The organism is Nostoc punctiforme PCC 73102 (assembly GCF_000020025.1).
GTDB lineage: Bacteria > Cyanobacteriota > Cyanobacteriia > Cyanobacteriales > Nostocaceae > Nostoc > Nostoc punctiforme.
Genome location: NC_010628.1, coordinates 6,351,798 through 6,377,281 on the forward strand (window position 1 = coordinate 6,351,798; position 25,484 = coordinate 6,377,281).

General features: G+C 41.4%; 21 protein-coding genes and 1 pseudogene. 8 read left to right on the plus strand and 14 right to left on the minus strand.

Going from position 1 to position 25,484, the window contains the following annotated elements; all coding sequences use genetic code 11:
• Positions 1–24: 24 nt before the first annotated feature.
• Entirely contained in the window at positions 25–555 is a 531-nt protein-coding gene (locus NPUN_RS25945; RefSeq protein ID WP_012411415.1) for an orange carotenoid protein N-terminal domain-containing protein, read from the minus strand.
• A 222-nt stretch (positions 556–777) separates the two neighbouring features.
• Between NPUN_RS25945 and NPUN_RS25950 the strand changes: the two genes are divergently transcribed.
• Positions 778–1,152 carry a hypothetical protein gene (locus NPUN_RS25950; protein WP_012411416.1) on the plus strand — a complete coding sequence of 125 codons (375 nt, stop codon included), beginning with the start codon at positions 778–780 and terminating at the stop codon, positions 1,150–1,152.
• Positions 1,153–1,268: 116 nt separating this feature from the next.
• On the opposite strand, the gene NPUN_RS42815 is transcribed toward NPUN_RS25950, so the two are convergent.
• Together NPUN_RS42815 and queG are read right to left on the minus strand one after the other, a co-directional pair.
• Entirely contained in the window at positions 1,269–1,904 is a 636-nt protein-coding gene (locus NPUN_RS42815; RefSeq protein ID WP_202947574.1) for an HAD-IA family hydrolase, read from the minus strand.
• Positions 1,879–2,852, minus strand: a pseudogene (queG, locus tag NPUN_RS42820) (tRNA epoxyqueuosine(34) reductase QueG). The gene NPUN_RS42815 and the pseudogene queG overlap by 26 nt, the downstream one beginning before the upstream one ends.
• Positions 2,853–3,209: 357 nt before the next feature.
• On the opposite strand from queG, the gene NPUN_RS25960 reads away from it, so the two are divergent.
• Positions 3,210–3,641 carry a ketosteroid isomerase family protein gene (locus NPUN_RS25960; RefSeq protein ID WP_012411418.1) on the plus strand — a complete coding sequence of 144 codons (432 nt, stop codon included), beginning with the start codon at positions 3,210–3,212 and terminating at the stop codon, positions 3,639–3,641.
• An 84-nt stretch (positions 3,642–3,725) separates the two neighbouring features.
• Here the strand turns inward: NPUN_RS25960 and NPUN_RS25965 are convergent, their stop codons facing one another.
• From NPUN_RS25965 to NPUN_RS25975, 3 genes are all read right to left on the minus strand, one after another.
• Complete coding sequence (locus NPUN_RS25965; protein WP_012411419.1) at positions 3,726–4,151, minus strand: ATP-binding protein; 426 nt, start codon at positions 4,149–4,151, stop codon at positions 3,726–3,728.
• Between the two features lie 3 nt (positions 4,152–4,154).
• On the minus strand, positions 4,155–5,828 hold the full coding sequence (locus NPUN_RS25970) for a SpoIIE family protein phosphatase (RefSeq protein WP_012411420.1): 1,674 nt from the start codon (positions 5,826–5,828) through the stop codon (positions 4,155–4,157).
• A gap of 164 nt (positions 5,829–5,992) precedes the next feature.
• Positions 5,993–6,712: a response regulator transcription factor gene (locus NPUN_RS25975; RefSeq protein WP_012411421.1), complete on the minus strand. Its 720-nt coding sequence runs from the start codon at positions 6,710–6,712 to the stop codon at positions 5,993–5,995.
• 374 nt (positions 6,713–7,086) lie between these two features.
• On the opposite strand from NPUN_RS25975, the gene NPUN_RS25980 reads away from it, so the two are divergent.
• Positions 7,087–7,842 carry a WecB/TagA/CpsF family glycosyltransferase gene (locus NPUN_RS25980; RefSeq protein ID WP_012411422.1) on the plus strand — a complete coding sequence of 252 codons (756 nt, stop codon included), beginning with the start codon at positions 7,087–7,089 and terminating at the stop codon, positions 7,840–7,842.
• 194 nt (positions 7,843–8,036) lie between these two features.
• Entirely contained in the window at positions 8,037–8,783 is a 747-nt protein-coding gene (gene ftsE / locus NPUN_RS25985; RefSeq protein ID WP_012411423.1) for a cell division ATP-binding protein FtsE, read from the plus strand.
• A gap of 49 nt (positions 8,784–8,832) precedes the next feature.
• On the opposite strand, the gene NPUN_RS25990 is transcribed toward ftsE, so the two are convergent.
• Together NPUN_RS25990 and NPUN_RS25995 are read right to left on the minus strand one after the other, a co-directional pair.
• Positions 8,833–9,630, minus strand: a complete 798-nt coding sequence (locus tag NPUN_RS25990; protein WP_012411424.1) for a hypothetical protein — start codon at positions 9,628–9,630, stop codon at positions 8,833–8,835.
• Positions 9,631–9,809: 179 nt separating this feature from the next.
• Positions 9,810–10,394, minus strand: coding sequence for a hypothetical protein (locus NPUN_RS25995; RefSeq protein WP_012411425.1), 585 nt, complete (start codon positions 10,392–10,394; stop codon positions 9,810–9,812).
• 506 nt (positions 10,395–10,900) lie between these two features.
• Here NPUN_RS25995 and NPUN_RS26000 point away from each other — a divergent pair.
• Entirely contained in the window at positions 10,901–11,797 is an 897-nt protein-coding gene (locus NPUN_RS26000) for an alpha/beta fold hydrolase (protein ID WP_041565634.1), read from the plus strand.
• 571 nt (positions 11,798–12,368) lie between these two features.
• Here the strand turns inward: NPUN_RS26000 and NPUN_RS26005 are convergent.
• From NPUN_RS26005 to NPUN_RS26015, 3 genes are all read right to left on the minus strand, one after another.
• A complete protein-coding gene (locus NPUN_RS26005) occupies positions 12,369–13,577 on the minus strand; it encodes a PDDEXK-like family protein (RefSeq protein WP_012411427.1) in 1,209 nt (402 codons plus the stop codon).
• A 142-nt stretch (positions 13,578–13,719) separates the two neighbouring features.
• The gene (locus NPUN_RS26010; RefSeq protein ID WP_041566423.1) at positions 13,720–14,340 is read right to left on the minus strand and encodes a pentapeptide repeat-containing protein; all 621 of its coding nucleotides are present in this window, start codon (positions 14,338–14,340) and stop codon (positions 13,720–13,722) included.
• Positions 14,341–14,593: 253 nt separating this feature from the next.
• Positions 14,594–15,556: an orange carotenoid protein N-terminal domain-containing protein gene (locus NPUN_RS26015; RefSeq protein WP_012411429.1), complete on the minus strand. Its 963-nt coding sequence runs from the start codon at positions 15,554–15,556 to the stop codon at positions 14,594–14,596.
• A gap of 609 nt (positions 15,557–16,165) precedes the next feature.
• On the opposite strand from NPUN_RS26015, the gene NPUN_RS26020 reads away from it, so the two are divergent.
• Together NPUN_RS26020 and NPUN_RS26025 are read left to right on the plus strand one after the other, a co-directional pair.
• Entirely contained in the window at positions 16,166–16,378 is a 213-nt protein-coding gene (locus tag NPUN_RS26020; RefSeq protein WP_012411430.1) for a high light inducible protein, read from the plus strand.
• Positions 16,379–16,442: 64 nt separating this feature from the next.
• Positions 16,443–16,682 carry a hypothetical protein gene (locus tag NPUN_RS26025; RefSeq protein ID WP_012411431.1) on the plus strand — a complete coding sequence of 80 codons (240 nt, stop codon included), beginning with the start codon at positions 16,443–16,445 and terminating at the stop codon, positions 16,680–16,682.
• 810 nt (positions 16,683–17,492) lie between these two features.
• On the opposite strand, the gene trpE is transcribed toward NPUN_RS26025, so the two are convergent.
• From trpE to NPUN_RS26045, 3 genes are all read right to left on the minus strand, one after another.
• The gene (gene trpE, locus NPUN_RS26035) at positions 17,493–19,022 is read right to left on the minus strand and encodes an anthranilate synthase component I (RefSeq protein ID WP_012411432.1); all 1,530 of its coding nucleotides are present in this window, start codon (positions 19,020–19,022) and stop codon (positions 17,493–17,495) included.
• A gap of 96 nt (positions 19,023–19,118) precedes the next feature.
• Positions 19,119–19,544 carry a photosystem I reaction center subunit II PsaD gene (locus NPUN_RS26040; protein ID WP_012411433.1) on the minus strand — a complete coding sequence of 142 codons (426 nt, stop codon included), beginning with the start codon at positions 19,542–19,544 and terminating at the stop codon, positions 19,119–19,121.
• A 282-nt stretch (positions 19,545–19,826) separates the two neighbouring features.
• Complete coding sequence (locus NPUN_RS26045; protein WP_012411434.1) at positions 19,827–21,836, minus strand: DICT sensory domain-containing protein; 2,010 nt, start codon at positions 21,834–21,836, stop codon at positions 19,827–19,829.
• An 825-nt stretch (positions 21,837–22,661) separates the two neighbouring features.
• Here NPUN_RS26045 and NPUN_RS26050 point away from each other — a divergent pair.
• Complete coding sequence (locus NPUN_RS26050; RefSeq protein WP_012411435.1) at positions 22,662–24,944, plus strand: amylo-alpha-1,6-glucosidase; 2,283 nt, start codon at positions 22,662–22,664, stop codon at positions 24,942–24,944.
• The last annotated feature ends 540 nt before the right edge of the window (positions 24,945–25,484 follow it).

Sequence of the window (25,484 nt, forward strand, 5' to 3'; positions counted from 1 at the left end):
GAGACTTCTAGCCGCCAGACCCGATTACAAACTCGACGTTTTTCCAGTTTCTGCTTGCGTTGCGATCGGCTTAACATCGGTGTAACCCACTTCACCAGCTATTGTCCGAAATACCGAAATTTGCTCGTCAAAATCTAGTTTTTCAATCTGGGAAACCAGATCGTTAATTGCCTTACTTGGCTCGTAGCTACCTGGTAAGTCAACTACTTGATTCCCCATAGCTACCGCCCAAGCATACCAAACTAACAGCTGGTTGTTTTCTTTTATCGCCCCATAAGCACGGGAATATTCTGTATCTTTGCGGTTAACAATATCCCGCATAATATCTAGTTGTTGCTCATCTGATAATTCAAAAAAGTCTCCTAGCAGAAGAGGTGATAATTCTGGTTCAGCAGCAGCAGGAACAGCTGGCGTAATAGAATCACCCATTTTTTTATAAACCAAATAGAACCAAGCTAATTTAGCATCGGTATCTAAATTGTTAAACGCATCCACCAATTTTTGAGTTTCATTGCTCTGGGCTTGAGAAATAGTTTTATCGTAACTTGCAGTCATAATTTTATTTCCAAAGAAATTTTACACGCTAAACTAAGGCTTACCAAAGTTTGAGCATCAGCTTCTACTATCGAGAGAAAGATTTATGTTAATTGCAAATTTCAGCTTTAATCTATCTTTTAATAGACGTAAAGTCTCTCCCCAGGGAGCATGAAAATAGCTAATTACCTTGCTATGCTTTTTCAAGTAAGCAATAAAAAATTTAACTTAAGGATTTTAATTATGCCTGATGAAGTAAAGCCCAATGTTAATGAAGCTCCCACCCATGATGCTCAATTAGCTGCCGAAAACATCGCTAGTGGTGAAGAAAAAGCGCCAAAAGTGGATTTTGATGCTGATTATGCAGCAGCACAACAATTTAGCGTGAGTGAAGTTGATCGCACTGGTGAAGGTGCAGCAGCAGCCGAAGCAGCAACAGCACCTAAATATCAAACCTCTAAGCCAGAAGAGACAAAAATTGAAGCGCAGTCAACTGGTAATCCTGACGATTATGCAGAGTTAGCCAAGGAAGTTGGGAATTCTAGAACTGAAGGTGTAGCGAATGTCAGTGATGAACTAGTACAAAAAGCTTTGGAAAAGGGTCAACCGAAAAAGTAATTTTTCCTAATCCAATATTTAGACATCTGGTGAAAAATAAGTAGAGATGTAGCCTAGCTATGTCTCTACAATGTTTATGGATAACGCATATTTAATTTATGGAAATATCTATATAATTAATAACCATTCATCACTTCTAGCAGTTCGCTAGGTTGCTGAATCAAATAATCTGGATTTTGTTTAGCTAGTACTTCCGATGAGTTAAAGCCCCAAGCTACTGCAATTACTTGGATATTTGCTTTCTTTGATGCTTCGATATCTCTGGTTTCATCTCCAACATAAATAACTTCTTGAGGTTGGAGTTGATTTTGCCTTAATACATTATTGATTATGGTTGTTTTACCAAAAATCGTAATTCCTGAGTAAATAAAATCAAATAGGTGATTTAAATCATTGATTGTCAGGAATTGCGTAACATTGTCTTTAGAATTAGAAGTGATAATTCCCAGTTTATATCCTTTATTTTGCAGTTCTATTAATGCCTCTTTAATTCCCGGAATTGGCTTTAATTCTGGTATTTTGTTTTTTAATTCTCCTTTAACTTTTTTAACTAGAAAAGGTATCTTAAATAGAGAAACTCCTGAGTACTTAATAATTTCCCTAGATGTTAAGTTTTTAAGTAGGGATAATTGCTCTGGGCTGATGTGTCTATAACCAAAGTCTACAGCTAGACGATTGGCAATACTTACAAGGGCATCTACTGTATCAGCAATAGTGCCATCAAAATCAAAAATAATTACTTTCGGGGTCATTATTTGCCTGGATGCGTCAAGATTAGCTAGGGCGTTGCGTCGTAACATTTCTGGCTTAATCCGCCGCAAGGCAGATGCTGGAAATCGTTTATTCCACTCCTGATCTGAGATTTGGGCTAATTCTAGCAGTTTGGGAGCAATATTCCCAGGATAAGGCTGAAACTCTGGAATATCAGTTGTACTAGCAAAACGTTGATTCCAAGGACAAACATCTTGGCAAATATCACAACCAGCAACCCAGCCTTGCAAATGGGATGTGAGTGTCTGTGGCAGTTTTTCGTCCCGATTTTCAATTGTATGATAAGCGATGCAGCGATTAGCATCCACAATAAAAGGCTGAGTAATTGCACTTGTAGGACAAGCCTGAAGACAACGAGTACAGCTACCGCAGTGTTCTGTATGCGGGCGATCGCTCTCTAGCTCCAAATTGGTCAAGACTTCTCCCAAAAATACCCAAGAGCCATATTCCCGTGTAATCACATTACCATTCTTGGCAATCCAACCAATTCCGGCAAGTTGAGCCAATACTTTATCTTGCACTGGACCAGTGTCTGCATAATAACGAACTCTTACACTTTCATCTAGTGATTCTAGCCATGTAGATAGCTGCTTGAGTTTTTTATGCATTACCTTGTGATAATCTCTTCCCCAACCATAACGGGAAATTTTGGCATATTCCTCGCCTTCTGGACGTTGATGTGGTGTGTAGTAATTTAGAGCCACACATACTAGCGATCGCGCTTCTGGCATCACTAAGCGAATATCTTGACGTTTTGGGTTAGCCATCCATTCCATATCGGCGTGATAACCCAGTTCAATCCATGCTTGTAACCTCTGCGCTTCTGTGGCATCTATGCTATCTACAGCAGCAATTCCAACTTTGTGAAAGCCCAACTCGCTGGCTTTTTCTTTCACCACACTACTGCTTGTTACAGAATACTGACTCATTTTTTTATTTGGATTTTGCCTAAATAAAGGCAAATAAATTGTACATTACCTAGTCAATACCTTTGATGAATATTTGTTACCTTCCCTATGTATCAATTTTATCGAGAAAGGCAGAAGGCAAGAGGGTAGTATTCCTCTTACCTCCTGCCTTCTGCCTCCTGCCTTCTGCCTCCTGCCTTCTGCCTCCTGCCTTCTTCAATTTTTGCAACACCAATGTAGAGACATTCCATTGCAACATCTCAACTTCCATCGTGAGGAAGATTTAGCAATATGGGGCAATCTATCTCAAAAGCAGCTTTCTTTTGAACGATTTTTGTATTGAAATGAATATTCAGTTAGCATAATACAGAGAATTTTATGACTTCTGCTGAATTTATATCCCCAGCACAGTTGAAAGAAGAATTCCAGATTGAGGGAATTACAGAAACAAGCGTACTGCGTTATTTTCAAACCTTAAATGCCGGAGAATTTGAGGCAACTGCTACCTTATTTGCGGTAGATGGTGTGATGCGTCCACCCTTTGAATCTGATATTGTGGGGACAGATGCGATCGCAGCCTACTTAAAACAAGAAGGCCAAAATGTGAAAGTTTACCCCAACACGGCAATCGCCGAGACGTTAGAAACTGGTGAGATCCAAATTCAGGTAGCAGGCAAAGCCCAAACTTCCTGGTGTAGTGTGAATGTCTTGTGGCTATTTATCCTCAACCAACAACGGCAAATTTTCTATACTAGAATCAAACTTTTAGCTTCTCCCCAAGAGTTACTTTCTTTACGCCGTGAAAAGTAGTAAATAAGTATAATTTTTGAGGAAATGTTTGATATTACCCAAAACAAAATCTAGGCATCAAAAATTCCTATAAATAACTTTTGTCTATTTAACTAATTCGGGTAAAGTAGCTTGTAATTTGAGACAGTTTGCACCATCAATCTGCAACTCATAGTCTACTTTATCCATCAGACGATTCATAATCAGCCAACCATAACCACCTTCTTGTTTTTCCAGAGGGTTGGGAGCGTAGTAGTTAGACATATCAAAGCCTTCGCCGTAGTCCCAAACTTCTAAGGCCAGATCCCGGTCTTTGACTTCCAAACGCAGTAAAATTGGTAAATTTGGTTTGTCCTTGTGGGCATGACGGACTGCATTTGAGTAAGCTTCTACCAAAGCCAATCTCAAACGACTTGATTGCCGTGACCAATCCACAGATTCTCCTAGCTGAATTTTCAAACATCCCAGTAACCAGTTTTCGACAATATTCAGAAAATTCAAGTCACTTGGTACATGAAGCTCACTTTTCATCACTTATAAAATCTCCAGTGAAAGTATAGTTTGATCGTCTTCTTGAATGTGGTTATCTGCCTGGATGCGAGCTAGTAAATGGTTGAGAGAAAGTGGTTGTTCCTCTTGTTGTAACAGTTGCCAAAGACCATCTTGGTTCAGCATCGAACGGTTTACTGCCTCAGCACTAGACCCGTTTTTTACTGTTAAATCAGAATCATTTGAGATCGTTGCTTCTGTAATACCATCACTGGCGAGTAACAATGTGTCTCCAGTAGCGAGAACCAAACGACCAGACTGTGCCTGCCACTTGGGTAAGATTCCCAAAGGAACGCTGCGAACTTTCAGGTAATTAGGATTGTCGCCCAAAGCATCTTGGCGTGACCATAATAGTGGATAAATATGACCGGCATTCGTGTAGACTAGTTCCTTAGTACTAGGGGTATAACAAGCTAACACAAGAGTGATGAAATAATTGTTGCTAATTAAATCTTCACTCAGAGCATGATTGAGGTTTTGCATAACCACATTTGGCTCGGCTGGAGTTTCTTGAGATAATTCTCGGCGCAAAACTGAAATAATACTAGCCATAAATAAAGCAGCTGGGACACCCTTACCAGAGACATCACCTACTGCCAACCACAAGTCGCCTTTGGGATGAACAAACACTTCAAAGAAATCGCCTCCTACTTCCCGCGCTGGGTAGCAACAGGCTTGCACTTTTACACCCTTGATATCAGGTAAACTTTGGCGTAGCAAGTTGTATTGAATTTGCCGAGCCACCTCCAACTCATTATGAATCTGCTGTTGCTTTTCTTGGAGACGCTGGTAGAGTTTTGCTTGAGAGAGAGCTAAGGCTGCTTGTTCGGCAACACCTGCAATTAGTTGGATGTCTTCGTCTTGCCAGGGGCGATCGCGTCCCCATTGGTGGAGGGCCAGCACAGCCAACAAATGCTGCTGGTAGCTAAGTGGCACAACCAAATGGTGACAGGGGTTGCCCTCGTATATTTCTTGAGTAAGTTGATAATGACGGGTTTCCAGCACTTTTTCAATTAAAATACTGGGGTCGAAGAAGCAATCTAATACATTGGATTTAGAATCGTAGTATGAAAACTCATCTTGGATCAGGCGATCGCCCTCTACTGGTCTGAGCAAGCAACTGCTAGCGTCAAATGTTTGTCCAATGGTTGCGACAATTTTTTGCAGCATACTATCGTAGTCTAAAGACTCACGAATTGCGGTTGTTACGGCATTAAACAAAGATTCTCGCCGTAGGGCCCGACGCAACTCTTGGGTGCGCTTCTTGACTACACGATATGTATCAGTCGCTTGCTCAACTAATGCCCTGAGTTTATCCGGATTCCACGGTTTGGTAATATACTTGAATACCTGACCAGAGTTAATGGCATCCACTAAATCTTCGACATCAGTAAAACCAGTTAACAAAATCCGGATCGTGTCAGGAAAGCGCTCTACTGTCCGACTAAAAAATTCGGTTCCATTCATTTCTGGCATTCTTTGGTCAGAAATAATCACCGCCATTTCGCCAAATTGATCCAAGATTTCCAGAGCGCCAAAGGCATGATTGGCTTTATATACTTGAAAATCTCGTCTAAAAGTGCGGTAGAGTAAATCTAGGTTGTCTGGCTCATCATCTACCACCATGAGCTTAAGTTTTTCGACCCCTGTCTCAGGCATATTTGACTTTACTTTTGAGATGTTTGAATGGCGATATAGTGTGATGTTTATCCCACATAAAAAATCACAGAAAATCAGAGAAGCTATTCACTTTGAAAATATCACTTTCTCAAAGTTATGAGTTTCTCTCGATCGTTCTCAATTGCTCCACATTAAAAATACCTTTACCCAACTAAACCAGAACGCAGGGCGCGGACTGCTGCTTGGGTACGGTCATCGGCACATAGCTTATTCAAAATATTGCGAACGTGAGTTTTAACAGTCCCAACAGTGATGTAAAGTCTTTCCGCAATTAGTGCATTACTACAACCTTCGACAATCAACTGTAGCACTTCTAATTCCCGTTCTGTCAGGGTGTAAGGTTGAATTCCTTCCAGATTCTCGACATAATCAGGGTTAGAGGCAATAGTTTTGGCATCTACAAAAGCCGATTCCAACTTTTGAGGATTTTGTTGTGCTTGTTGTAATACAATTCGAGCGATCGCTGGATCGATCCAGGCGTTGCCATTGTAAGTTACTCTCACTGCTTCCAGCAAATTATCAAATTTGATATCTTTCATACAGTAAGAGTCTGCACCAGCAGCAAAAGCTGCCAACACAGCTTCTTTGTTATCCCGCAGCGTCAAAATTAACACTTTTGTGGCTAGCTGCTGCCCATTTGCAGTAGATTTTACCTCCCGTGTTAGTTCAATACCATCTTTATCTGGTAAACCAATATCTACGATCGCAATATCAGGTTGTACCATTTTTAACATTTTTAACCCCTCGGCAGCATTGGCAGCTTCACCTACAACTTCAATTTCATCCTTTTGGATGAGCGCTGTCCGAATACCCACGCGAGTGAGGTCATGATCTTCAATTAAAGCAATACGAATTTTACTCATAGCCAACTTCAGCCCGTTACACTACCTTAACCATAAAGTCGAGTTTCGTGACATACTCCCACACTAACTGTAAGCAGTATAGTGGGAGCTTCTGTTCCCGGAACCAGAGTTGCGAGTTGAGCTTCTTTATACTGAGTTAATATTACACTTTCACAAGAAAGTTTGCACTGATTCAGCCCAAGTACAAGCGCTCAGAGAAATCCCCACTTTCAAAACCGCCGGCTTGTAGAGTCAATTTTTAAAATGGGGAGTATGTCAAGCTTTCTATTGTTCCAAGGCACTGGGAATCTTTCCTGGCTAAGTTCTAATATAAAAAAATTTGATAAACTTAACATTCAAGGAAATCTGGCGTGAGGGTTACTCAAGAATAGGCTATGTCTAAAGGCAATCAAGCATTTTCAGTATTGGGAATACCAGTTCATGTGATGGCTAACTATCCAGGCTGGTTGTTAGAAAGCCTAGAACAAGGCAGAGGAATTCATGTAGTAACGCTCAATGCAGAAATGACTATGCAGGCAGAGCAGAATGAATTCCTCGCTCAGATAATTAAAAATGCTGAACTAGTTATTCCAGATGGGGCGGGGGTTGTTCTGTATTTACGGTTATTATTATGGCAAAAAGTGCAGCGTTTTCCGGGAATTGAATTAGCAGAAAAACTTTTGCAAGAACTTGGACAACAGAAGACAGGGGCAAAGGTGTTTTTTTATGGAGCAGCGCCTGGGGTGGCCTCAACTGCGGCAGATTTTTGGCAGCAGCAAATTCCAGAATTGAATATAGTAGGCACTCACTCAGGCTACCATTCCCCAGAAGAAGAAGCGCAATTGCAACAAACTCTTGCTCAATTGCAGCCACAAGTGATTTTTGTCGGTTTGGGAGTGCCACGTCAAGAGTTATGGATTGCCGAAAACCGCCATTTGTGTCCTCAAGCAATTTGGATTGGCGTTGGTGGTAGTTTTGATATTTGGTCGGGAACTAAAACCCGCGCTCCCGCCTGGTTAGGAAATAATAATTTGGAATGGTTGTATCGGCTGTATCAAGAACCTTGGCGTTGGCGGCGAATGTTGGCTTTGCCTGCTTTTGCTGTAAAGGCTTTTGTTTATCGTTTGACAGCGAAAGATGCAATTAGTTAAGAGTGGAGAGACACGATTAATCGCGTCTGTACTGGGTGTTATTACTTAGTTAATACTGAAGTCTTCAAAAAATTTTAAATTTTCTTTGTTGAATTTTAAATTCCCAGGCAAAACCTGGGAATCCTTATTTTGATAGGCAATGTCACATCTAAGTCGGCAAATTGTTTAGTTGTGGTTATGAGGAAAATTTAACAATGCCAGTATTAACAACTCAAGTTAAAACAGATAAATCCCTTCAGAGAGAGGACTCTGCAACTCAACAGCATGGTAGTAATACTACTGCAAAGGTGACATTGCAATCTGTAAGCAAGACTTATGCTAATGGCACTCACGCCTTGTTGAATGCGAACCTTGAGGTAAAAAAGGGAGAATTTCTGTTTATCACCGGGCCAAGCGGTTCTGGTAAATCAACGCTCTTAAAACTGTTGTATGGCCAGGAGTTGCCTACAGAGGGAGAAGTAATTGTTGATGAGTGTAATATAGCGGGTTTACGGGGCGATCGCTTGTCATTATTTCGGCGACAGATTGGCATTGTGTTTCAAGACTACAAACTGATTAGCCAACGAACAGTAGCGGAAAATGTGACTTTTGTACTGCAAGCTCAAGGGTATACCCGTAAAGAAATTCAACGACGTTTAGAACCAACTTTAAAGCTGGTGGGTTTGCTGAGTAAAGCTGATTGCTTCCCAGATCAACTATCTGGGGGAGAGCAACAACGGGTGAGTATTGCCCGTGCGATTGTTGGTACACCACCACTCCTGTTAGCAGACGAGCCTACTGGGAATCTCGATCCTGATAATTCCTGGCAAGTAATCCAGATTCTCCAGAAGTTAAATTCTTTTGGAGCTACGGTAATTGTTACCACCCATGATGAACAATTGGTACGACGGTGCAATCATCCGGTAGTGCAAGTTATTAATGGACAGTTGTCTCGAAAATAGTTATTTCTCATTAGTCATTTGCAAAGGACAAAGGACAAATGACAAATAACTAATAAACGTGATGCTTGACTTTTGCTGATATGGGTACAAAAGGTGCTGCTGTTTTAGGGGGTAGCACTTGTAGGCGATGGTCTCCGACCGACTGGAGGCGATCGCAAGCTTGTAAACTTTTAAAAGCTGCCTCTCGAATCGCAACTTCTTCCTCTCGACTGAGTAAGAGTTGCAAGCATTCGGCAACATCTTGCTGCACTGAAGAATCAACTCGCTGACGGCTGATGAATTTAGTTAGTTGACGTAGGGCAATCAACCGTTTCAATGGATCTTTGTCTGTTAAATTGACCAACAACCGATCGAGGTAATCTTCTTCTCGATTTTCATAGAAGTTAACAATTTGCCAGACTAATAAAATCAAAGTTAACAGGGTTCCCACGCCTTGGATAATAGCACCAGCTGCAATCCAGGAACTGTGAGAGTCAACCCAAATTGCAGCGGCCATATAAGTGCTGACAGTAGCAAGACCGCCACTAATGACTGCTAAGACTAATCGACGATTTGAACTGTTTAAGAATTTACGTATCTTAGACCAGTGCAATTGCCAGTCCCACTTCTGCATTGAGTAAACTAATACCATTACCCCAATGCCCATTAAGAGAGCCAATAGCAGCATCCAGTTCCACAACAACATAGCAACGACGATTGTCAGGAACCCAAGAAAGCCTCCAGGCCCAGAGAAACGCTTAAATGTTTGCTGCTTTGTAGCTCCTTTTGTCTTGAACAATGGATGCGACCAGTTCCAGTTGGGGATCTGGTTGATCAATTGCTGCCAAGAAGACGAAGCCTGTGCCACAGTGTTTACCTACTTGATTACGAAATTACCTATTGTATAAGTTTTACTAGGGAATGAAGAAAAGGTGAAGACCCAAACCACAAGATGCCTGCTTTGCATCAACAGATAGTAGACTAGTACAGCACGGCGGAAATAAAGATACCATTTTAGATGGCTCAGAGCAAGGGCATAAAGGCTTTTTAAAGGCAAAAATGAAAGTTGTCAATGGTGAATTGACCATCAAAAGCACAGAAGGTAACGCTATAGATGTTATTCACATTTATAGATAATAAGGTATTGGGGGAAATTGCTGAGTCTGAATTAGCAAGATTAGAGCCTGGTAGTGCAGTTTGACCGAGTAGTTGGCGATCGCGATCGTAAGCAGAAAGTACTAGCCGTTGAGAACTAGTGACAAAGGCACTAACTGAGTTAACCGGACGCAAGAAAGTAGCTTCTACAAATCCACTTTTGGGCGCTCCCATTAAAACTGTTAGCCCTGAATAGGTTGGAAATGCTGGATTTGATGGTTGTATTGCTAGAGAATTGTGAAAAATTACTCCCCAGCGTTCATACTGGCGCTCTACTGGTTCAAAACACTTCAATTCTTCTAAGTCTAAAAATATACAAGTTGGTACACTAATTCTGGCAGCATCAATGGCTGACTCAACCTGATTCCTGCAAGCTGAAGCTTTAATTTCATTTTGTATATTAAACTTGTCAAACGCAAATTCAGCGTCTTCAATCGTTGGTAGTTTATTTGATTGAAGAGTAGCCTGCTTTACCATGACATCCCGCCTTACCATTACTTAGATAATAATCAGATTGGTTATACATCAAAAGCAATTTATTTTACATATAGAAGTAGAATAAATAGCCTATTAAAATAAGCGTTTCAACTGTTTTTAACGCTCAAAATTATTTATTAGTTTTTTGATAGATTACCATAAAAACTTATGCTGGATTTAGGCTTTAGTGATCCTCGCTACCATAAAAAACCTTGTAAAACAGTAATTTCAAGGTGAATTTCCTTTTTATTGTGAAAAAAAATCACCAAATCTTTACAACTAATCCAGTAATTTTACATCTGCTTAATCTGACGGTGGTAAGAAGTATTAGAACAATTGATTCGCTGATAATAACAATGAGTGGAAGTTTGAACTAAACACGCAAGCATTCAGTGTAATTAAAAAGACACAAGAGTGCAAAGACAGGATCAAAATTCTCTCTGCGTGTACCCGCATCACTACTTTCACTTATGCCAACGAATGACTACAGGCAACAAAAAATACTTATGTTCCAACCACAAGGATTTGACCAACACTCTATAAATACCTCACTAGGTAGAATGGTGTATTATTCTGCTGATGGAGCGCCTTGGCAGACTAATGTAACTGCTAGAGATGATCGGGAAACTTTGGTGTTCTTGCACGGCTTTGGTGGCGGATCTTCTGCTTATGAGTGGTCGAAGGTTTATCCGGCTTTTGCCGCCGAATATCGGATCATTGCACCCGATTTGATCGGTTGGGGTCGGTCTGAGCATCCGGCACGAAATTATAATATTGAGGATTATTTGACCACGATTCGGGAGTTTTTACAGCAGACTTGTACTCGCCCAGTAACTGCGATCGCTTCTTCTTTGACCGCAGCATTTACAATTCGAGTAGCAGCAGCTCATCCTGATTTATTCAAGGCTTTAATTCTCACCACCCCCGCCGGACTTTCCGACTTTGGCGAAGACTACTCACGTAGTTTTTTTGCCCAGTTAATCAGTGTTCCTATTGTTGACCGTTTAATTTACAGCACAGGGGTAGCCACCAGTGGGGGTATTCGTAGTTTCTTAGAGCAACGGCAATTTGCTAAGTCTAATCGAGTGTACCAAGAAATTGTAGATGCTTATTTGCAATCCGCCCAGCAGCCTAATGCTGAATATGCAGCACTATCCTTTGTCCGTGGCGATTTATGCTTTGATTTATCCCTTTACATTCAAGAATTAACAACTCCCACCGCCATTATTTGGGGGCAAAAGTCAGAATTTACAGGGCCTTCAATTGGTCGCCGCCTTGCCGAAATTAATCCCCAAGCAATCCGGTTTTTTCAAGAGTTGGAAGATGTGGGGTTAACACCGCAGTTGGAATTGCCGGCAGTCACAATTGGGTTAATTCACCAATTTTTACCTTTGCTTAATTAGTGGTTTTTTCATTAGTCCTAGCCCTGTCTATTACCATTTTGGATTTGAGATTTTGGATTGTAAAAAAGTTAGTGGATAAGCTTTTTTGGTAATCCATCCGTCGCAATCATTTTTTAAATTGGTATATTTTTCTACCTTTATCTGTCAAGGCAGGGCGTTATCACGGCTACATGAGACTTTACCACCTTTACTTCTCTATAAGAGAATGCTACGCGAATGTGGGTTAGCTTTTCATGATTTTTGCGTATGCAGACTTCGTTTGTGTTGTAGTGTACTCCTGCGGAGAAGCAAGCTACGCGTCAGCGTGCCGGAGGCTTTAATCGCGGTTTTTCTGACACATCTCGAAAAATTGATCGTCAGTTAAGTCGATTTTCAACTTGAGTGTAGAAGGTAAAGTGGTTCTGACAGCATTCATAAGCTATCCTGAGCATCTTACTTTCTAGTTTAGTGCTGTGTGTGGTTGTGTGGGGTGCGATCGCATCAACATAAGTCGGCTTAGTATATATGCAAAATTTTTAGTATAAAATTTTACTAATTAGGCTACTGTAGGAGCGATCGCTAAATTTTATCTTCAGGATTCAGGATGAACGGAGATATCTTTACAGATTATCTCATCTATATTTGTATTAATTATATTCTCGATAATTACAAAGTCATTTTTAATAAAGTGCCGCCAAAATTCCTCTACTTTATTCATTAATTCCTCAAGATCAGCATCTTCATAATCTTTAGGCTTAAGAATAGGTTTTGTATAAATAGTTGTCCATTGTGCTGTTAAAGGTTTCTTCTTAAAAAGAGGTAGATTTTTTTGGGATATTTTATATATTTTTTCGCGTATGGATTTATCCTCATTAGGGCAAATTAGCATTCTTATTATTAACTCTTGAGGAGAATTTTCAAATTGCAAATGCAGATTTAATTTATTCTCTTCCCATCTTTTAGGGATAATGCCTATGTATCCCTTACTCCAAAAATGTACAGTTATTTCTTTAGAGTCAGTCTCTCGAATTAGTAATTCATGAATTTTTGTAGCAATTTCTGATTGTAAGTCTGGACGATGCTCAAAAATTAAATCCAGAGCTTGTTTATGCTTAGTGTATATTTTACGGCAGAGTTCGGCGACTTCTGAATCACTCACAATATGTCTCCTAATTAATGTAGAATAATGACTCATTAATGTGTAAATATCTGTACCAAGTGTAGATTCATAACTTATACAAATACTATCGATTATCTCAGCTATTTTAGAATAGTTATATATTCTCCAATTTTTTTGAGAAGGTAACTCACCTACTGGTGTTAAATAAATTAAAATTGCTCGACAATCTTTAAATTCTTCCTTAACAGTCCTTTGATATTTTATTAATTGATCTATACTTTCTCCAGCGTCAATTTTATTTTCTATCGCACATACTAGTTTATTGCGCGGAGAGTGAATGAGAATATCAATATTCTGCCACTCACGTCTAACATCAGCATCTGTAAAATCAGCTATATCGATATCAACGGGACTAACTTTTGTATATTTTTCGTCTGTAGGCTCGTACTCTTCTAACAGCACTCGCTTAAGAAATCGCTTGAGGAAAATATCATCAAGCCTATGGTTTTCAGATGGATTTAACAGAAATGCTAAAAAATTTGAATGACGTAATTCTTGACGTACTACACCAATCGCTTCAAAAATATTAAACTGAGCGAGTTTTGATTCTAGCTTTTCTAAGTCTTCATTCTCAACAATCAAACTTTCTAGCAATGCTCGTTCTGTTTCAGGGGTTGTCATTACTAATGAATTTTTCCTGGGACGACAGTTGTATTGTTCCCATAAATTCAGCAATAATTACTCTTGTAGGACAAAATTAAGATAGAAACAAGGGTTTTCACAAGAGCAAAATTTTAAATTTTTAATTAGACGACAGCAACGTTCAACCCGCTTCAATTAAGCTTCGTTCAGGTAGCGTGACTCCGTTAAATAAACAGTAGTGCAAATCAACCCCAGTTAAGTCTACTTCGGTGAAATCAACGTCAATTAAATCAGTTTTACACAAAATAGCTTTGGTGAGACTGGCATGACTCAGGTCTGTATTGCTCAATTTTGTGCCAGTCAGATTTGCACCACTGAGATTTGCTCCAGCCAAGTTTACACCATTGAGGTTAGCATAGCGCAAGTCTGCTCCAGCCAAGTTTGCATTACTGAGGTCAGCATCATGCAAGTCTGCTAAACGCAGGTCTGCTTTCATCAGTGAAGCCTTATGCAAGTCCACCTTCCTAAGAGTTGCCCGAATCAGATTAGCAGCCTTGAGATTTGCTAATATCAGATTTGAGCCACTTAGATCGGTTCTCCATAAAGTCGCCGCAGTCAAATTTGCTTCAATTAAGTTTGCTCCGCGCAGGTTAGTCTGTGATAAAGTCGCGTTAGCCAAGTTAGATTGATTCAAGTTGATTCCAGCTAAACACACCTCGCTGAGGTTAACTAAGTGCAGGCTTACTTGAGTGAAATTTCTCTCTCCTGCACAATAGCGTTTGAGAAGTTCATTAGCATCCATACAGCCTGCCTTCCAAATTTCCATTTTTCACCTGAAAATTACAGTATCTAATCAATAATTTCTGAAAATACTTCTTATTAAGAGACTTTTAAAACTTCGCACCAAGATTAAAATTATTTAACAATCTTTTACAATATTGCCGATGAGACTGGTTGCTTTCCAATACTTAAGCGTGGTGAGATGGTGATGTCTAGGGCGGGCTACACCCACGCTCTTTCACTCATCCACGCTTAAGCAGCGACTAATCTAGCTTTTACTTACGTACTAGGTTCAGCAGTTCTTTAGGAGAAGCAAGCAAGTCAATCGCTACGAAGAAAATTTTGCCTTGGGGATCGAGCAAAAATCGCCATGCAATATTCATACCTACACTCGCACCGAACCAAGGGGTTTGGACTTTGCCGGTGACTTTAACTTGGGTATAGCCATCTTCTACTGGCTCGGATATACCACGCTCTGGTATCATTTTTAATCCCTGGCATTCTTCACGCATATAAGCGCGGATTGCATCTTGACCAATAATCGGTCTTTCAAAGGGAGGTTGCAAACCACCTTCAGAGGTGAACAGAGCAACAGCAGCGTCAAAGTCATTGGCATTCATGTTGTTGATATAGCCAAGCACTGTAGGGTTGTTGATACCCTCAATGCTGACTTTAGTCCGAAATGCCGGTGCTGTGGGTGGAGCCACAGGTTCTGAGACCTTTTTGTAACTACCGGGAGCATTCGGGTCAAATCCCATGCTCACTACGGTATTGCGGAGAATTGTGATTTGTTGACCTGAATCAGCATTTCTGATTGCTTCTAACACATCAGCAGCCTTGGGAGAAAGCTTGTAGCCTTCTGGAATAGGAGCAACGATTCCCTGAGCCATCCATTCTCCTAACTGGTACCAAAAGCCCAACTTGATGTTTACGGTGAAGGATGCATAAGAACGGCAGAGGGGAGTGTCAGCACGATTAGCTAAATCATACATGACTCGTGTTTGAGCCTCGAAAGGCATCTGCTTAATTTGTTCAAGTAAGCCTTGTGCGAGTACCATGTTAGCTGCTCCGGGAGCGGCAACCGTAATACTTCTACCCATCTCGGTATAAGCAAACCAGAGTAATGCTAGTTGATCTTCAGCATTGAGTTGAGAGAATGATTCGACAACAGTTGGAACAACGTCAGCAACTAGCGTGCCGGGAAAAATACTTTGAGCCGACTTGATGGTAAAAGACATAGCAGACGTTCCCTAAAAAAATTACAGTTCTATCGAATGTGAAAATTAAATGTGCAAAGACAGAGGGGAAATGCGTTTAGCTGTTGATAAAGGTACTCAGCATTCTTTGTATAGGTGTAGTCCATCGTGGACATCGCTTTACCAAAGATATTGCGAGAGTAACTACATAGTTATTTAGAAAACTATGGTTAGTAGTGATTTAACGCATTTATCTTGCTTTTGTATCTTTATGTAAAGAAACATAACAATTTCGTTACAAATAAGCAATACTTCCTCAGCTATAAAATGATAATTTTTGTTTATGTAAATGATAAGTTTTACTGAAGTTACATTAAAGGCAATTAATGCTTTTGTGTGTATTCATTCACAAGAGCATAGGCGTAGCCCATCGTACACATCACACGTCTCTAGACTTATCAAAGTTACGCAAACAATCTTTTACCAAACCTATTGTGCTGTCGTACACATCTTTTATCTTTTGGCATGAATCCAAAAGACCCTACCTGCTTAGTGCGGTTGTTACTACCTTTTTTGCCGTGTCAAGTACTTGCAAAAAATATTAACAATAAGTTACATTCATTTACAGAACACAACAATAAAAAGTAAAAGATGACAAACAAAGGCTTTACTATTAACGAACGCGGTCAACTCAACAGATTTGCAATTGAACCCAAAATTTATGTTGATGAAACCCCACGGATAGGCTTCACCGAATATGCCGAAAAACTCAATGGTCGTTTGGCAATGATTGGTTTTATCTCACTCATCGCGTTGGAAGTTTTCACCGGAAACGGTTTGATTGGATGGCTAACTAGTTTTTAGAGAACACACTTCAGATTTACGAATTTTCTCCAGTTGACAAATAAAACAATTTAAAGGCAAACTTATGAAAACTGATTTTGATTACCCCAAAAAAGATTTGATTGGAACAGTCGTTTTTAGACCTGATTTCAACAACTTTGAGACCATCAATGCAAATCAAGCGTGGTCATTGTTTTTCAGTGGCGGTCAAGATGACAAGGGACTGGGACAAGAAATTGAATTCGGCAGATTTTTCACTAATCTCTTAATCGCTATTGGAGTAACTGGAATGCTTTGGGCGATTTATTTCACTCAATTAGGATGAACAAGTTTGTTCATTTTACTAGTAACTTCAATAGAGGTCTTGGATTTGGATACCAGGACTTATTTTCACTATCCAATATGCCTAAAAAAGTCTCTTTAGCTTTGGAAAAAATTCGATGTTGATTGGATTTATAAAGCTTCCTAATTTGTCACGGTATTGTGGATACATGGGTTTAGAAGTAGCAGAAATTGTTTCCAAACATCTTGCAGTTCAAAGTAAAACCTATGTAATTCAAAATAGAAGAATATTGATCAATCAACTTTTAAAGTCTGGTCTAGATTCTCATACAGCAAATCGAACTGTTACTGTACTTGTATCAAGCCCGGTTTTACAACTGACCAATAAAAACCAGTTGGCCATTAATTGCAGGCGATAGTAACTATAAAGTCATTACATAACGATATAATTTTTATTTGAATTCGTAATGTAGCACAAATCTGCTACATTACGAATTTTATTGCATTTCTTTCAGATGACTAAATAAGAATTTTAGTTACAGCGTATTTCAGGTAAATGAAGTACACAGGTAGGGGCAATTCATGAATTGCCCCTACGATTGTCTGTACCTCACCCAATACAGTTCGGATAAGCATTTTTCACTTTCCTTGTGGTCTGGGTAAAGGGTAAGGGGTAAAGGGGAAAGGATGTATTCAAAACCTTTTCCCTTTACCCTTTAACCGAACCGTATTGGTACCTTACCACATTGCAATCTGCTGTATCTTGAACACTTGAGCGGACTTTAATTATGAGCCATAGAACTTCAATTACCTGTTAAAGCTAGGCAAACTTCCGTCACTACTAGCCCCCAGTTCAACGCAAACAACGAATTGCTTCTAATAGACCTCTAGCTTTATTCAACGTCTCTTCGTATTCTTTTTCTGGCTCAGAATCAGCCACTAAACCTGCGCCAGCTTGTACGCTAACCGTCTTGTCATGTACCACCATTGTGCGAATTGCGATCGCAGTATTTAATTGTCCTTCAAAATCGTAATATCCATACACACCCGAATAAACACCGCGCCGACTAGACTCTAGCTCGTGGATAATTTCCATTGCCCGAATCTTGGGTGCGCCACTTACCGTACCAGCTGGGAAGCAAGCTTTCAATAAATCCCATGCTGTTTTATCTAGTGCTAATTTACCTACAACATTGCTGACAATGTGCATCACATGGGAGTAGCGCTCAACTACCATTAATTCATCAACTTTGACGCTACCATTTTGACAAACACGCCCCAAATCATTCCGCCCTAAATCTACAAGCATCACGTGTTCGGCAACTTCCTTGGGATCTTCGAGTAAATCTTGAGCGAATGCTGCATCTTGCTGGGTAGTTTTACCCCGTGGACGTGTCCCAGCAATGGGGCGTACTGTTGCTATAACTCCCCCATCTGGAGCAGTTTCGGCTTTCACCATCACTTCAGGACTGGAACCGATGATTTGCCAATCTTGGAAGTTAAAGTAAGCCATGTAAGGCGAAGGATTTATCTGACGTAGGGAGCGGTAAAGGGCAAAGGGGTCGCCTGTATATGGTGTTGATAGTCGCTGAGAAATTACTACTTGAAAGATATCGCCTGCTTTGATGTAATCTTTGGCCTTTTGGACACTAGCGCAAAAATCAGGGCGGGTAAAATTACTGTTGTACTCGTCTGTTTCGCCGCTTTTCTGCTCCTCTGCTCCCCTACTTCCTGGCGATTTCCATTCCAATCGAGTTTTTTCTGGGGATAAGGGGAGAGATAGCTTTTCGAGCATTTGGGTGACGCGATCGCACGCTTGTTGATAGGCTGCGTGTAAATCTACATTGGGGTCGCGTAAATCAGCATAAGCGATCGCCCAAATTTTTCGCTTCACCTGGTCAAAAATCAACAGGTGGTCTACCTGCATCCACAAGCCATCAGGGATATTTCGCTCATCTGGTGGATAGATTGGCACGCGCGGCTCAATCCAGTTAATCAATTCATAGCCCCAAAACCCAAACAAACCGCCAATCCCTGGCGGTAACTCTGGTAACTTGACTGGGTGATAAGGTGCTAAACATTCGGCTAAAGCTGCAAAAGGGTCGCCTGCAAAAACAACCTGCGAACCATCGCGGTTTAACTGGGTGGTGCGATCGCCTCTTGCTTCTAAAACCCAAAGCGGATCGCAGCCTACTAAACTATAGCGTCCTAGTTTTTCCCCACCTTCTATTGATTCCAACAAAAAGCTATAGGGCTGACCTGCACAAACTTTATACCAAGCAGAGACGGGCGTATCTAAGTCCGCTACCCATTCTTGATATACGGGGACGAAGTTGCCTTGTTGCGCTAGGCTGGAAAACTGGGAGAAATGCGGAAAAATCATTATTTTCAAAAGTAATTGGTAATTGATAATGGGTAATGGGTAATTTTTTCTTACCAATTACCCATTACTAATTACCCATTAGCTACTAAAAGCTAATTACGGAGCGTCGTAGGTTGCAACACCGCTAAACTTAACTTTAGAGGGACTGGGGTTTTGTCCGATCCGACGGTCTACATAACGCACTTTGTCACGACCTTCATTTACCTTTTCAGGGAAGACACCATCAGCTGGGTGAAGTAAAGTGGTTTCTCCGTTGGGTAAAATCCGGTAGACTTTGTAATCTGTAATTTTGAGTTTCCGGAGTTGCTGACCGCCCAAAAAGATGCCATATTCTTTCCGAGCTATATACAGCAGGTTTTCACCTTTCCGCATAGTAGCAGCACCACCTGTAGGCAATTCAAAAACTTGCTCTTTCGGGCTAGTCCAAGTGATAGCGTACTTTTCTTCCACTTCTGCTTTCTTTAGCAAGCCACCAGTGCTGCCAGCAAATAGTGGGGTTTGTCCAGAGAGTGTTTCTGCCATAAAGTTCCGTTCTCTCAACGTTTTTAGGGAATCCTAACACTGCAACCAGGATCATATTGCGATCGCGTTATAGACTGTAACAGTTTTTAGTCATTTGTCCTTTGTTCTTTGTCATTTGTTAAAAACCAATGCCCCATACTTCTCTACGAGAGGCTCCGCCCTAAGCGTAGCTATGCCGCACGCTTTACGGCTTCTCTACGAGACGCTACGCGTTAGCGAAGCTTTCGCTTTAGCGATACGCTCAGTACAAGTGCCCAATGACTAATGACAAAGGACTAATACCTATTTACTCTTGACTTTTGTCCGCTTTTCCTCATGGCTATTCTGAACAATGGGGATGGTGAAGTGAAATTGGCTACCCTGGTCTTTGCCGGTTGACTCAGCCCAAATTTCTCCACCCCAGCCATTAACAATTTGACGACAAATAGCTAAACCAAGCCCTGTTCCGCCAGTGGTGCGGCGTAGCGCTCCTTCTTCTTGATAAAAGCGGTCAAAAACTACTTCTAAACGATTGGGTTCAATGCCGCGTCCAGTGTCAGCCACAGTCACCTCAACCATTTGATGGCTGTTGGAAAACGCTTTAATAGTGATTTCTCCTTCGGGTGGCGTAAATTTACAAGCATTGTCCATGAGTTTTGCCAGTACTTCTACTAGCCAATCACCATCAGCCCTTACCAGAGGTAGATTTTCGGCAATTTTAGTCTTGATTTGGGGCGGCTTTTCCGTTGCAGAACGCGTGCGATTGCGGCTGAGTGCTAAATCCACACACTCTTGTAAAGTCAGGGATTCTGGATGCCATTGCACTCGGCCGCTTTCCAGGTTGGAAAGTGTGAGGAAATCTTGTACCAATTTTCGCATTCGTTCTGAGTCGGAAAGAGCCGTGTTGAGCATAATTTGCTGCAACTCCAAGGGCATATCCGGCTCACTAGCGAGACTTTCTAGACACACTTGAATGGTGGATAGGGGAGTACGCAGTTCGTGTCCAGTGATGGCTATAAGGTTGCTCCGGGTGCGGTCTAGGGCTTCTAACTGCTGGTTAAGTTCTTCTAGGTTGGCGTAGGCTTCCGCTTGGATTAGGGCTGCTCCTACTTGGGTAGCGATCGCTTCTACCAAATCCAACTCCCCAGGTTGGCACTCGTGCGGTGGCATCTTACAGTAGTGCAACTCCACAATGCCCAACAACCGCCCTTGATAAAATACTGGTTCCATCAGCCAAGAACGAATGGCAAACTTTTTGGCAATCAAGGAAAGTCCTGGCGAATTGTTAACACGAGGATCATTCAGTGTATCGCTAATACAAACACCTTCGCCTTGTTGCACTATGTCTCGAAATAGGGAATTTTTCTCTAATTCCCAAGTTTGCCCACGAACCGATAAAATGCCGGGATTCAAAAACTCGTGTTCAATTATGGCTTGGCTATCTGTAGCTTGAGCGCGGTAAATTAAACAGCGACAAGCTTCTAGGTGTTCTCCTAATTCTTGTGCCGCCACCTGGAGAACTTCGTGAGGATCGAGCGATCGCCGAATGGCTGTGCTAATCGAGTTGACTAATCGTTCTTTTCGTGCTTGGGCAGCAATGGAACGGTAGGCTTTGTGCAATTTGTACTGACTAGCTTGCAAGTAAGTTACTAAGCGTTGCACAAAGGGATCTGTATCGATGTCACAAGCATATTCGTTGATCTGTTCTGCTCCAGAGTGGCTTCGCGGCTCTCCTATGCTAAACCTCTGACGTGCCTCGTTTATTTTACTTGCCAGTTCTGGTCTATAAACCAAAATCCTGTCTAACAGCAATTCAGCTGCTTTGAGGCTAACTCCCCTTTCCGATGTCCAAACTCCTTCAAATCTTCGCGCTGTGTCTATATCCAGATTAGGGCTTAGTTCCGGTAGTTGCTTGTTTTTGGCAATAGAACCAAGACTTTCCCGACAAACTAGACAAGTTGCATAATTGTCAGCAATCACTACCAAATGCCACTCTTGACTTAAGCCATCTGTTGGCTCAAAAGCGATCTTTTCGTAGTTTTCCGAACTATTGGCGAAATCCGTTTCTGGAGCAGCTAATACGTATATTTGGTTACTCCGCAAGGCAAGTCGCAGGTAGCGATGAGCTTCTTGGCGGTAAAATCGCTCTCGCTGGAAACTAGCAATTACAAGGGGTTGTGCTAAAGTCGCAGCCAAAACTTGATCTTCCATCGCATGGGAGAGCGCCGTTAGTGAAGCCTTAAAATATAGCTGGGGCCGCAAGTATGGTAGGGACTTTAGCAGATCACTCAGCACAGAAGTCGAAATGCTCATGAATTATTGTTAAACGCTCAACCTCGACAAGATCCACGTCACAGCTGCATTGTACAAATTCCAAGGCACTCTCAAGTTAAATAGAGAGTTGCAATATGTAAAGAACGCTAAAATGCACTTTTCACCAAAGCAGGCGCAACATTTTGTTACCAAATTGATTGACAACCTACTACGCCCAATATACATTCTTGACTAACTTTGAAATATGCTTCCACAGCTAAAATCTTTCATTACTAAGTAACAGCCACCTAATTATTGTATTGTTTTAACTGCTAAGTTCACTAATCTTTACTGAGAATTGATTGACAGTCCACGCCTTGGCGTAGCCCGTCGTAATATTTACACTCACTAAATAGAATTTTCTTACCTAAAAACCATTACTGCTACATACCATATATATAATTTAATCAGTAATGATTGATTAATATTAATCAATCAAATATTATCGGAAATTTGTCTAAATCTAAGGCCAAAGAAATTTAAAACAAAATCGTATAATAGTTTAATCAATAAATGCTAGTTCTACCCAATAGAACTGGGAACATCGCATTTCTGCTGAGTATACTATATATCTTGTATCTTGAGAAAGTTCGACAACTAAGCACTTATCTAAAAATTCTCAGTTTTCAGTCTTGAGTTTAGACTTATACAATACTTATATAGATTTGGACGCTGCTACTTTGTCAACAGTACGTAAAAATAATTTTGGCTAGAATAGCTCAAACAAGTTTTACAAAGAGTCTTTTTTCTGCAAGTTGTGAGGGATAAAGACCTCTACTCCGAATACTACAAACAATCTACGACCTGTACACGGAACTTTGGCTAATGACACCGGATACGCTAATGACCCCGGAAAAAATTTTCCTGGATGGAAAAACTTTTATTCCTGCTGAACAATTACCTATCCCGGAGTGGCCTTGTGTTGTGAGTGAAAGACCACAACCGACACTGACGGTTAAAGATGATGATTTATTTTTCGTGACAGATACTATCGGGAATATTTCTGGCTGTTCCCTCAGCGAGGGTAATCCCAGCATGGGGCTGTTTTGCTGTGATACGAGATTTCTCAATCGCTTAGAGTTGCAAATTGAAGGGCGATCGCCTGTACTTCTCAGTAGTACTGCCGAAAAAGGGTTTTCACTCTCGGTTTTGTGTACCAACCCCAGAATTGACGAACGCCTTAGAGCCGAAACTATCGGAATTCGGCGAGAAATAGTACTAAATGGCGCTCTATTTGAAGAAATAGAAGTATCTAACTACAGTACAACAACTGTCAATTTTGAACTAAGTATCAGCTTCGATGCAGATTTTGTTGATTTATTTGAAGTCCGGGGTTATGACAGAGAAAAACGCGGTAGGCTTTTACGTCTACTAGAACCCACGACTGGAGAAGGAATCGTCGATGGCGTTTCACCAGTAACTAAAGACCCCTCAACTTTTAGGGAAGAATCCTTAACACTCGCCTATCAAGGTTTGGATGGTTCGGTGATGGAATCTCGGATTTTATTCCAGCATCGTCAACCAGACTATTTCAAAGGCTACACTGCGGTTTGGCAGCTAGAGTTGGCTTCTCACGAAACCCAAAAGCTGGGTTATCGGGTGAATATGCTAAAAAACAACCAATCTAGTTCAACTGTAAGCGCCGCCATCACTTTAGGACAGGCGAAAGCTGCTGAGTTGATGGAGGAGCAACACTGGGTACAGCAAATTACCCGCATTAGCTCAGATAAAAGCATTTTCAATCGAGTGATTGAGCGGGCCGAGCAAGATATGTATTTGTTGCGCCAGTCTTTTGGTAAGCATAAGACAGTTTCAGCTGGAGTACCGTGGTTTTCTACACTATTTGGGCGGGATTCGCTGATTACAGCTTCCCAAACCCTGATGTTAAACTCACAAATCGCCAAAGAAACCCTAATATTACTGGCGAAATACCAAGGCAAAATCGACGACGAATGGCGCGAAGAAGAACCGGGTAAGATTTTGCACGAGTTACGTTTGGGAGAAATGGCTCGTTGTCAAGAAATTCCTCACACACCATACTACGGTACAGTTGATGCGACTCCCCTGTGGCTAATGCTGTATGCCGAACATTATGCTTGGACTCACGATCAAGAACTCCTAGAGTTACTTTGGCCAAATGCTTTAGCAGCAATGGACTGGATCGATCGCAATACCAAACAAACCAGTTACCTCAGCTACTTCCGTAAATCTAAACGCGGTCTTGCTAACCAAGGTTGGAAAGACTCTGGCGACTGCATTGTCAACCATAAGGGAGAATTAGCTAACGGACCAATTGCCCTTTGTGAGGTGCAAGCTTATGTCTATGCAGCAAAAACGCGCCTAGCAGAAATAGCAAGGATGAAAAAGCGTCTTGATTTGGCAGATCGTTGGCTAGAAGAGGCCAGAAGTCTCAAGGTTCGTTTTAATCGAGATTTTTGGGTAGAAGACCAGGATTTCTGCGCCTTGGCTTTGGATGGAGATGGTAAACCTGTAGACAGTATTACCTCAAATCCTGGTCATTGTCTGCATTTGGGTCTTTTCACCCACGAAAGAGCCTACAGTGTAGCAGAACGGTTGCGGGCACCAGATATGTTTAATGGTTGGGGCATTCGTACCCTGAGTAGTTTATCACCCGCTTACAATCCAATGGGTTATCACATTGGTTCGGTTTGGCCCCATGATAACGCTCTGATCGCAATGGGATTGCGATCGCTGGGTCTTATCGATCAAGCCTTAGAACTTTTCCAAGGTTTATTCGACATGACCAGTCAGCAGCCTTATGAACGTCCTCCAGAACTCTTCTGCGGCTACGAACGGAACGGTGACAATGCCCCTGTGCAGTATCCAGTTGCTTGCACTCCCCAAGCTTGGGCTACCGGTAGTATCTTCCAACTACTACAAATGATGGTCAACTTGGTGCCTGATGCTCAAAATAACTGCTTGCGAATAATCGACCCCGCTTTGCCAGAATCGATTAATCGCCTGTCATTTCATAATTTGCGAGTCGGCCCCACCATCCTCGATTTAGAATTCGAGCGTTCTGGTACTACGACTGCTTGCCGTGTTGCGAAAAAACGGGGCAATTTGAGGGTAGTTATCGAAGCATAGAGGATGAGGGAGTGGTAAATTATCCACTCCCAATTTTATGCTGAGTGCGTAGGCGTAGCCCGTCGTAGACATCGCTCATTGAGCTTTACACTTATCTTGGCTATTTTCGATAAACTGAGAAACCTGTCTAATTGCCGTTGAAATGCTAGCCCGATAAGCTTTAACGTCACGCACAAGCGATCGCCCACAGTATTCGGACAGGCGTTAATTGTTGTGAACTAGGTAGTTCATGTTCTCTGCGTTGTAGAGATTCATATTCTAAAATGTGCGTAGGCGTAGCCCACCTTCGGCATCGCACGGTTTTTTCATGCTTTCCAGGTTGTTTAATTGGGCAGGGTTCAATACTTTTCGGATAAACTCAACAATCTCTCTTTTGATCTGGGAAAAGGTTACAGGGGTTGGGGTAAAGGTAAATTCAAACCCTTTTCCCCTTTCCCCCTTAACCGAAAAGTATTAGGGCAGGGTTTGTTTCTTCATATAGTAAGTATGCTTGCTAGTTCTTGCATACAGGCTTGCAGACGTGCTTGCTTTTCTTCATTC

Coding starts and splice junctions, on each gene's coding strand:
- NPUN_RS25945 (WP_012411415.1), bottom strand. CDS start 555: ATGACTGCAAGTTACGATAAAACTATTTCTCAAGCCCAGAGCAATGAA.
- NPUN_RS25950 (WP_012411416.1), top strand. CDS start 778: ATGCCTGATGAAGTAAAGCCCAATGTTAATGAAGCTCCCACCCATGAT.
- NPUN_RS42815 (WP_202947574.1), bottom strand. CDS start 1,904: ATGACCCCGAAAGTAATTATTTTTGATTTTGATGGCACTATTGCTGAT.
- NPUN_RS25960 (WP_012411418.1), top strand. CDS start 3,210: ATGACTTCTGCTGAATTTATATCCCCAGCACAGTTGAAAGAAGAATTC.
- NPUN_RS25965 (WP_012411419.1), bottom strand. CDS start 4,151: ATGAAAAGTGAGCTTCATGTACCAAGTGACTTGAATTTTCTGAATATT.
- NPUN_RS25970 (WP_012411420.1), bottom strand. CDS start 5,828: ATGCCTGAGACAGGGGTCGAAAAACTTAAGCTCATGGTGGTAGATGAT.
- NPUN_RS25975 (WP_012411421.1), bottom strand. CDS start 6,712: ATGAGTAAAATTCGTATTGCTTTAATTGAAGATCATGACCTCACTCGC.
- NPUN_RS25980 (WP_012411422.1), top strand. CDS start 7,087: ATGTCTAAAGGCAATCAAGCATTTTCAGTATTGGGAATACCAGTTCAT.
- ftsE (WP_012411423.1), top strand. CDS start 8,037: ATGCCAGTATTAACAACTCAAGTTAAAACAGATAAATCCCTTCAGAGA.
- NPUN_RS25995 (WP_012411425.1), bottom strand. CDS start 10,394: ATGGTAAAGCAGGCTACTCTTCAATCAAATAAACTACCAACGATTGAA.
- NPUN_RS26000 (WP_041565634.1), top strand. CDS start 10,901: ATGTTCCAACCACAAGGATTTGACCAACACTCTATAAATACCTCACTA.
- NPUN_RS26005 (WP_012411427.1), bottom strand. CDS start 13,577: ATGACAACCCCTGAAACAGAACGAGCATTGCTAGAAAGTTTGATTGTT.
- NPUN_RS26010 (WP_041566423.1), bottom strand. CDS start 14,340: ATGGATGCTAATGAACTTCTCAAACGCTATTGTGCAGGAGAGAGAAAT.
- NPUN_RS26015 (WP_012411429.1), bottom strand. CDS start 15,556: ATGTCTTTTACCATCAAGTCGGCTCAAAGTATTTTTCCCGGCACGCTA.
- NPUN_RS26020 (WP_012411430.1), top strand. CDS start 16,166: ATGACAAACAAAGGCTTTACTATTAACGAACGCGGTCAACTCAACAGA.
- NPUN_RS26025 (WP_012411431.1), top strand. CDS start 16,443: ATGAAAACTGATTTTGATTACCCCAAAAAAGATTTGATTGGAACAGTC.
- trpE (WP_012411432.1), bottom strand. CDS start 19,022: ATGATTTTTCCGCATTTCTCCCAGTTTTCCAGCCTAGCGCAACAAGGC.
- NPUN_RS26040 (WP_012411433.1), bottom strand. CDS start 19,544: ATGGCAGAAACACTCTCTGGACAAACCCCACTATTTGCTGGCAGCACT.
- NPUN_RS26045 (WP_012411434.1), bottom strand. CDS start 21,836: ATGAGCATTTCGACTTCTGTGCTGAGTGATCTGCTAAAGTCCCTACCA.
- NPUN_RS26050 (WP_012411435.1), top strand. CDS start 22,662: ATGACACCGGATACGCTAATGACCCCGGAAAAAATTTTCCTGGATGGA.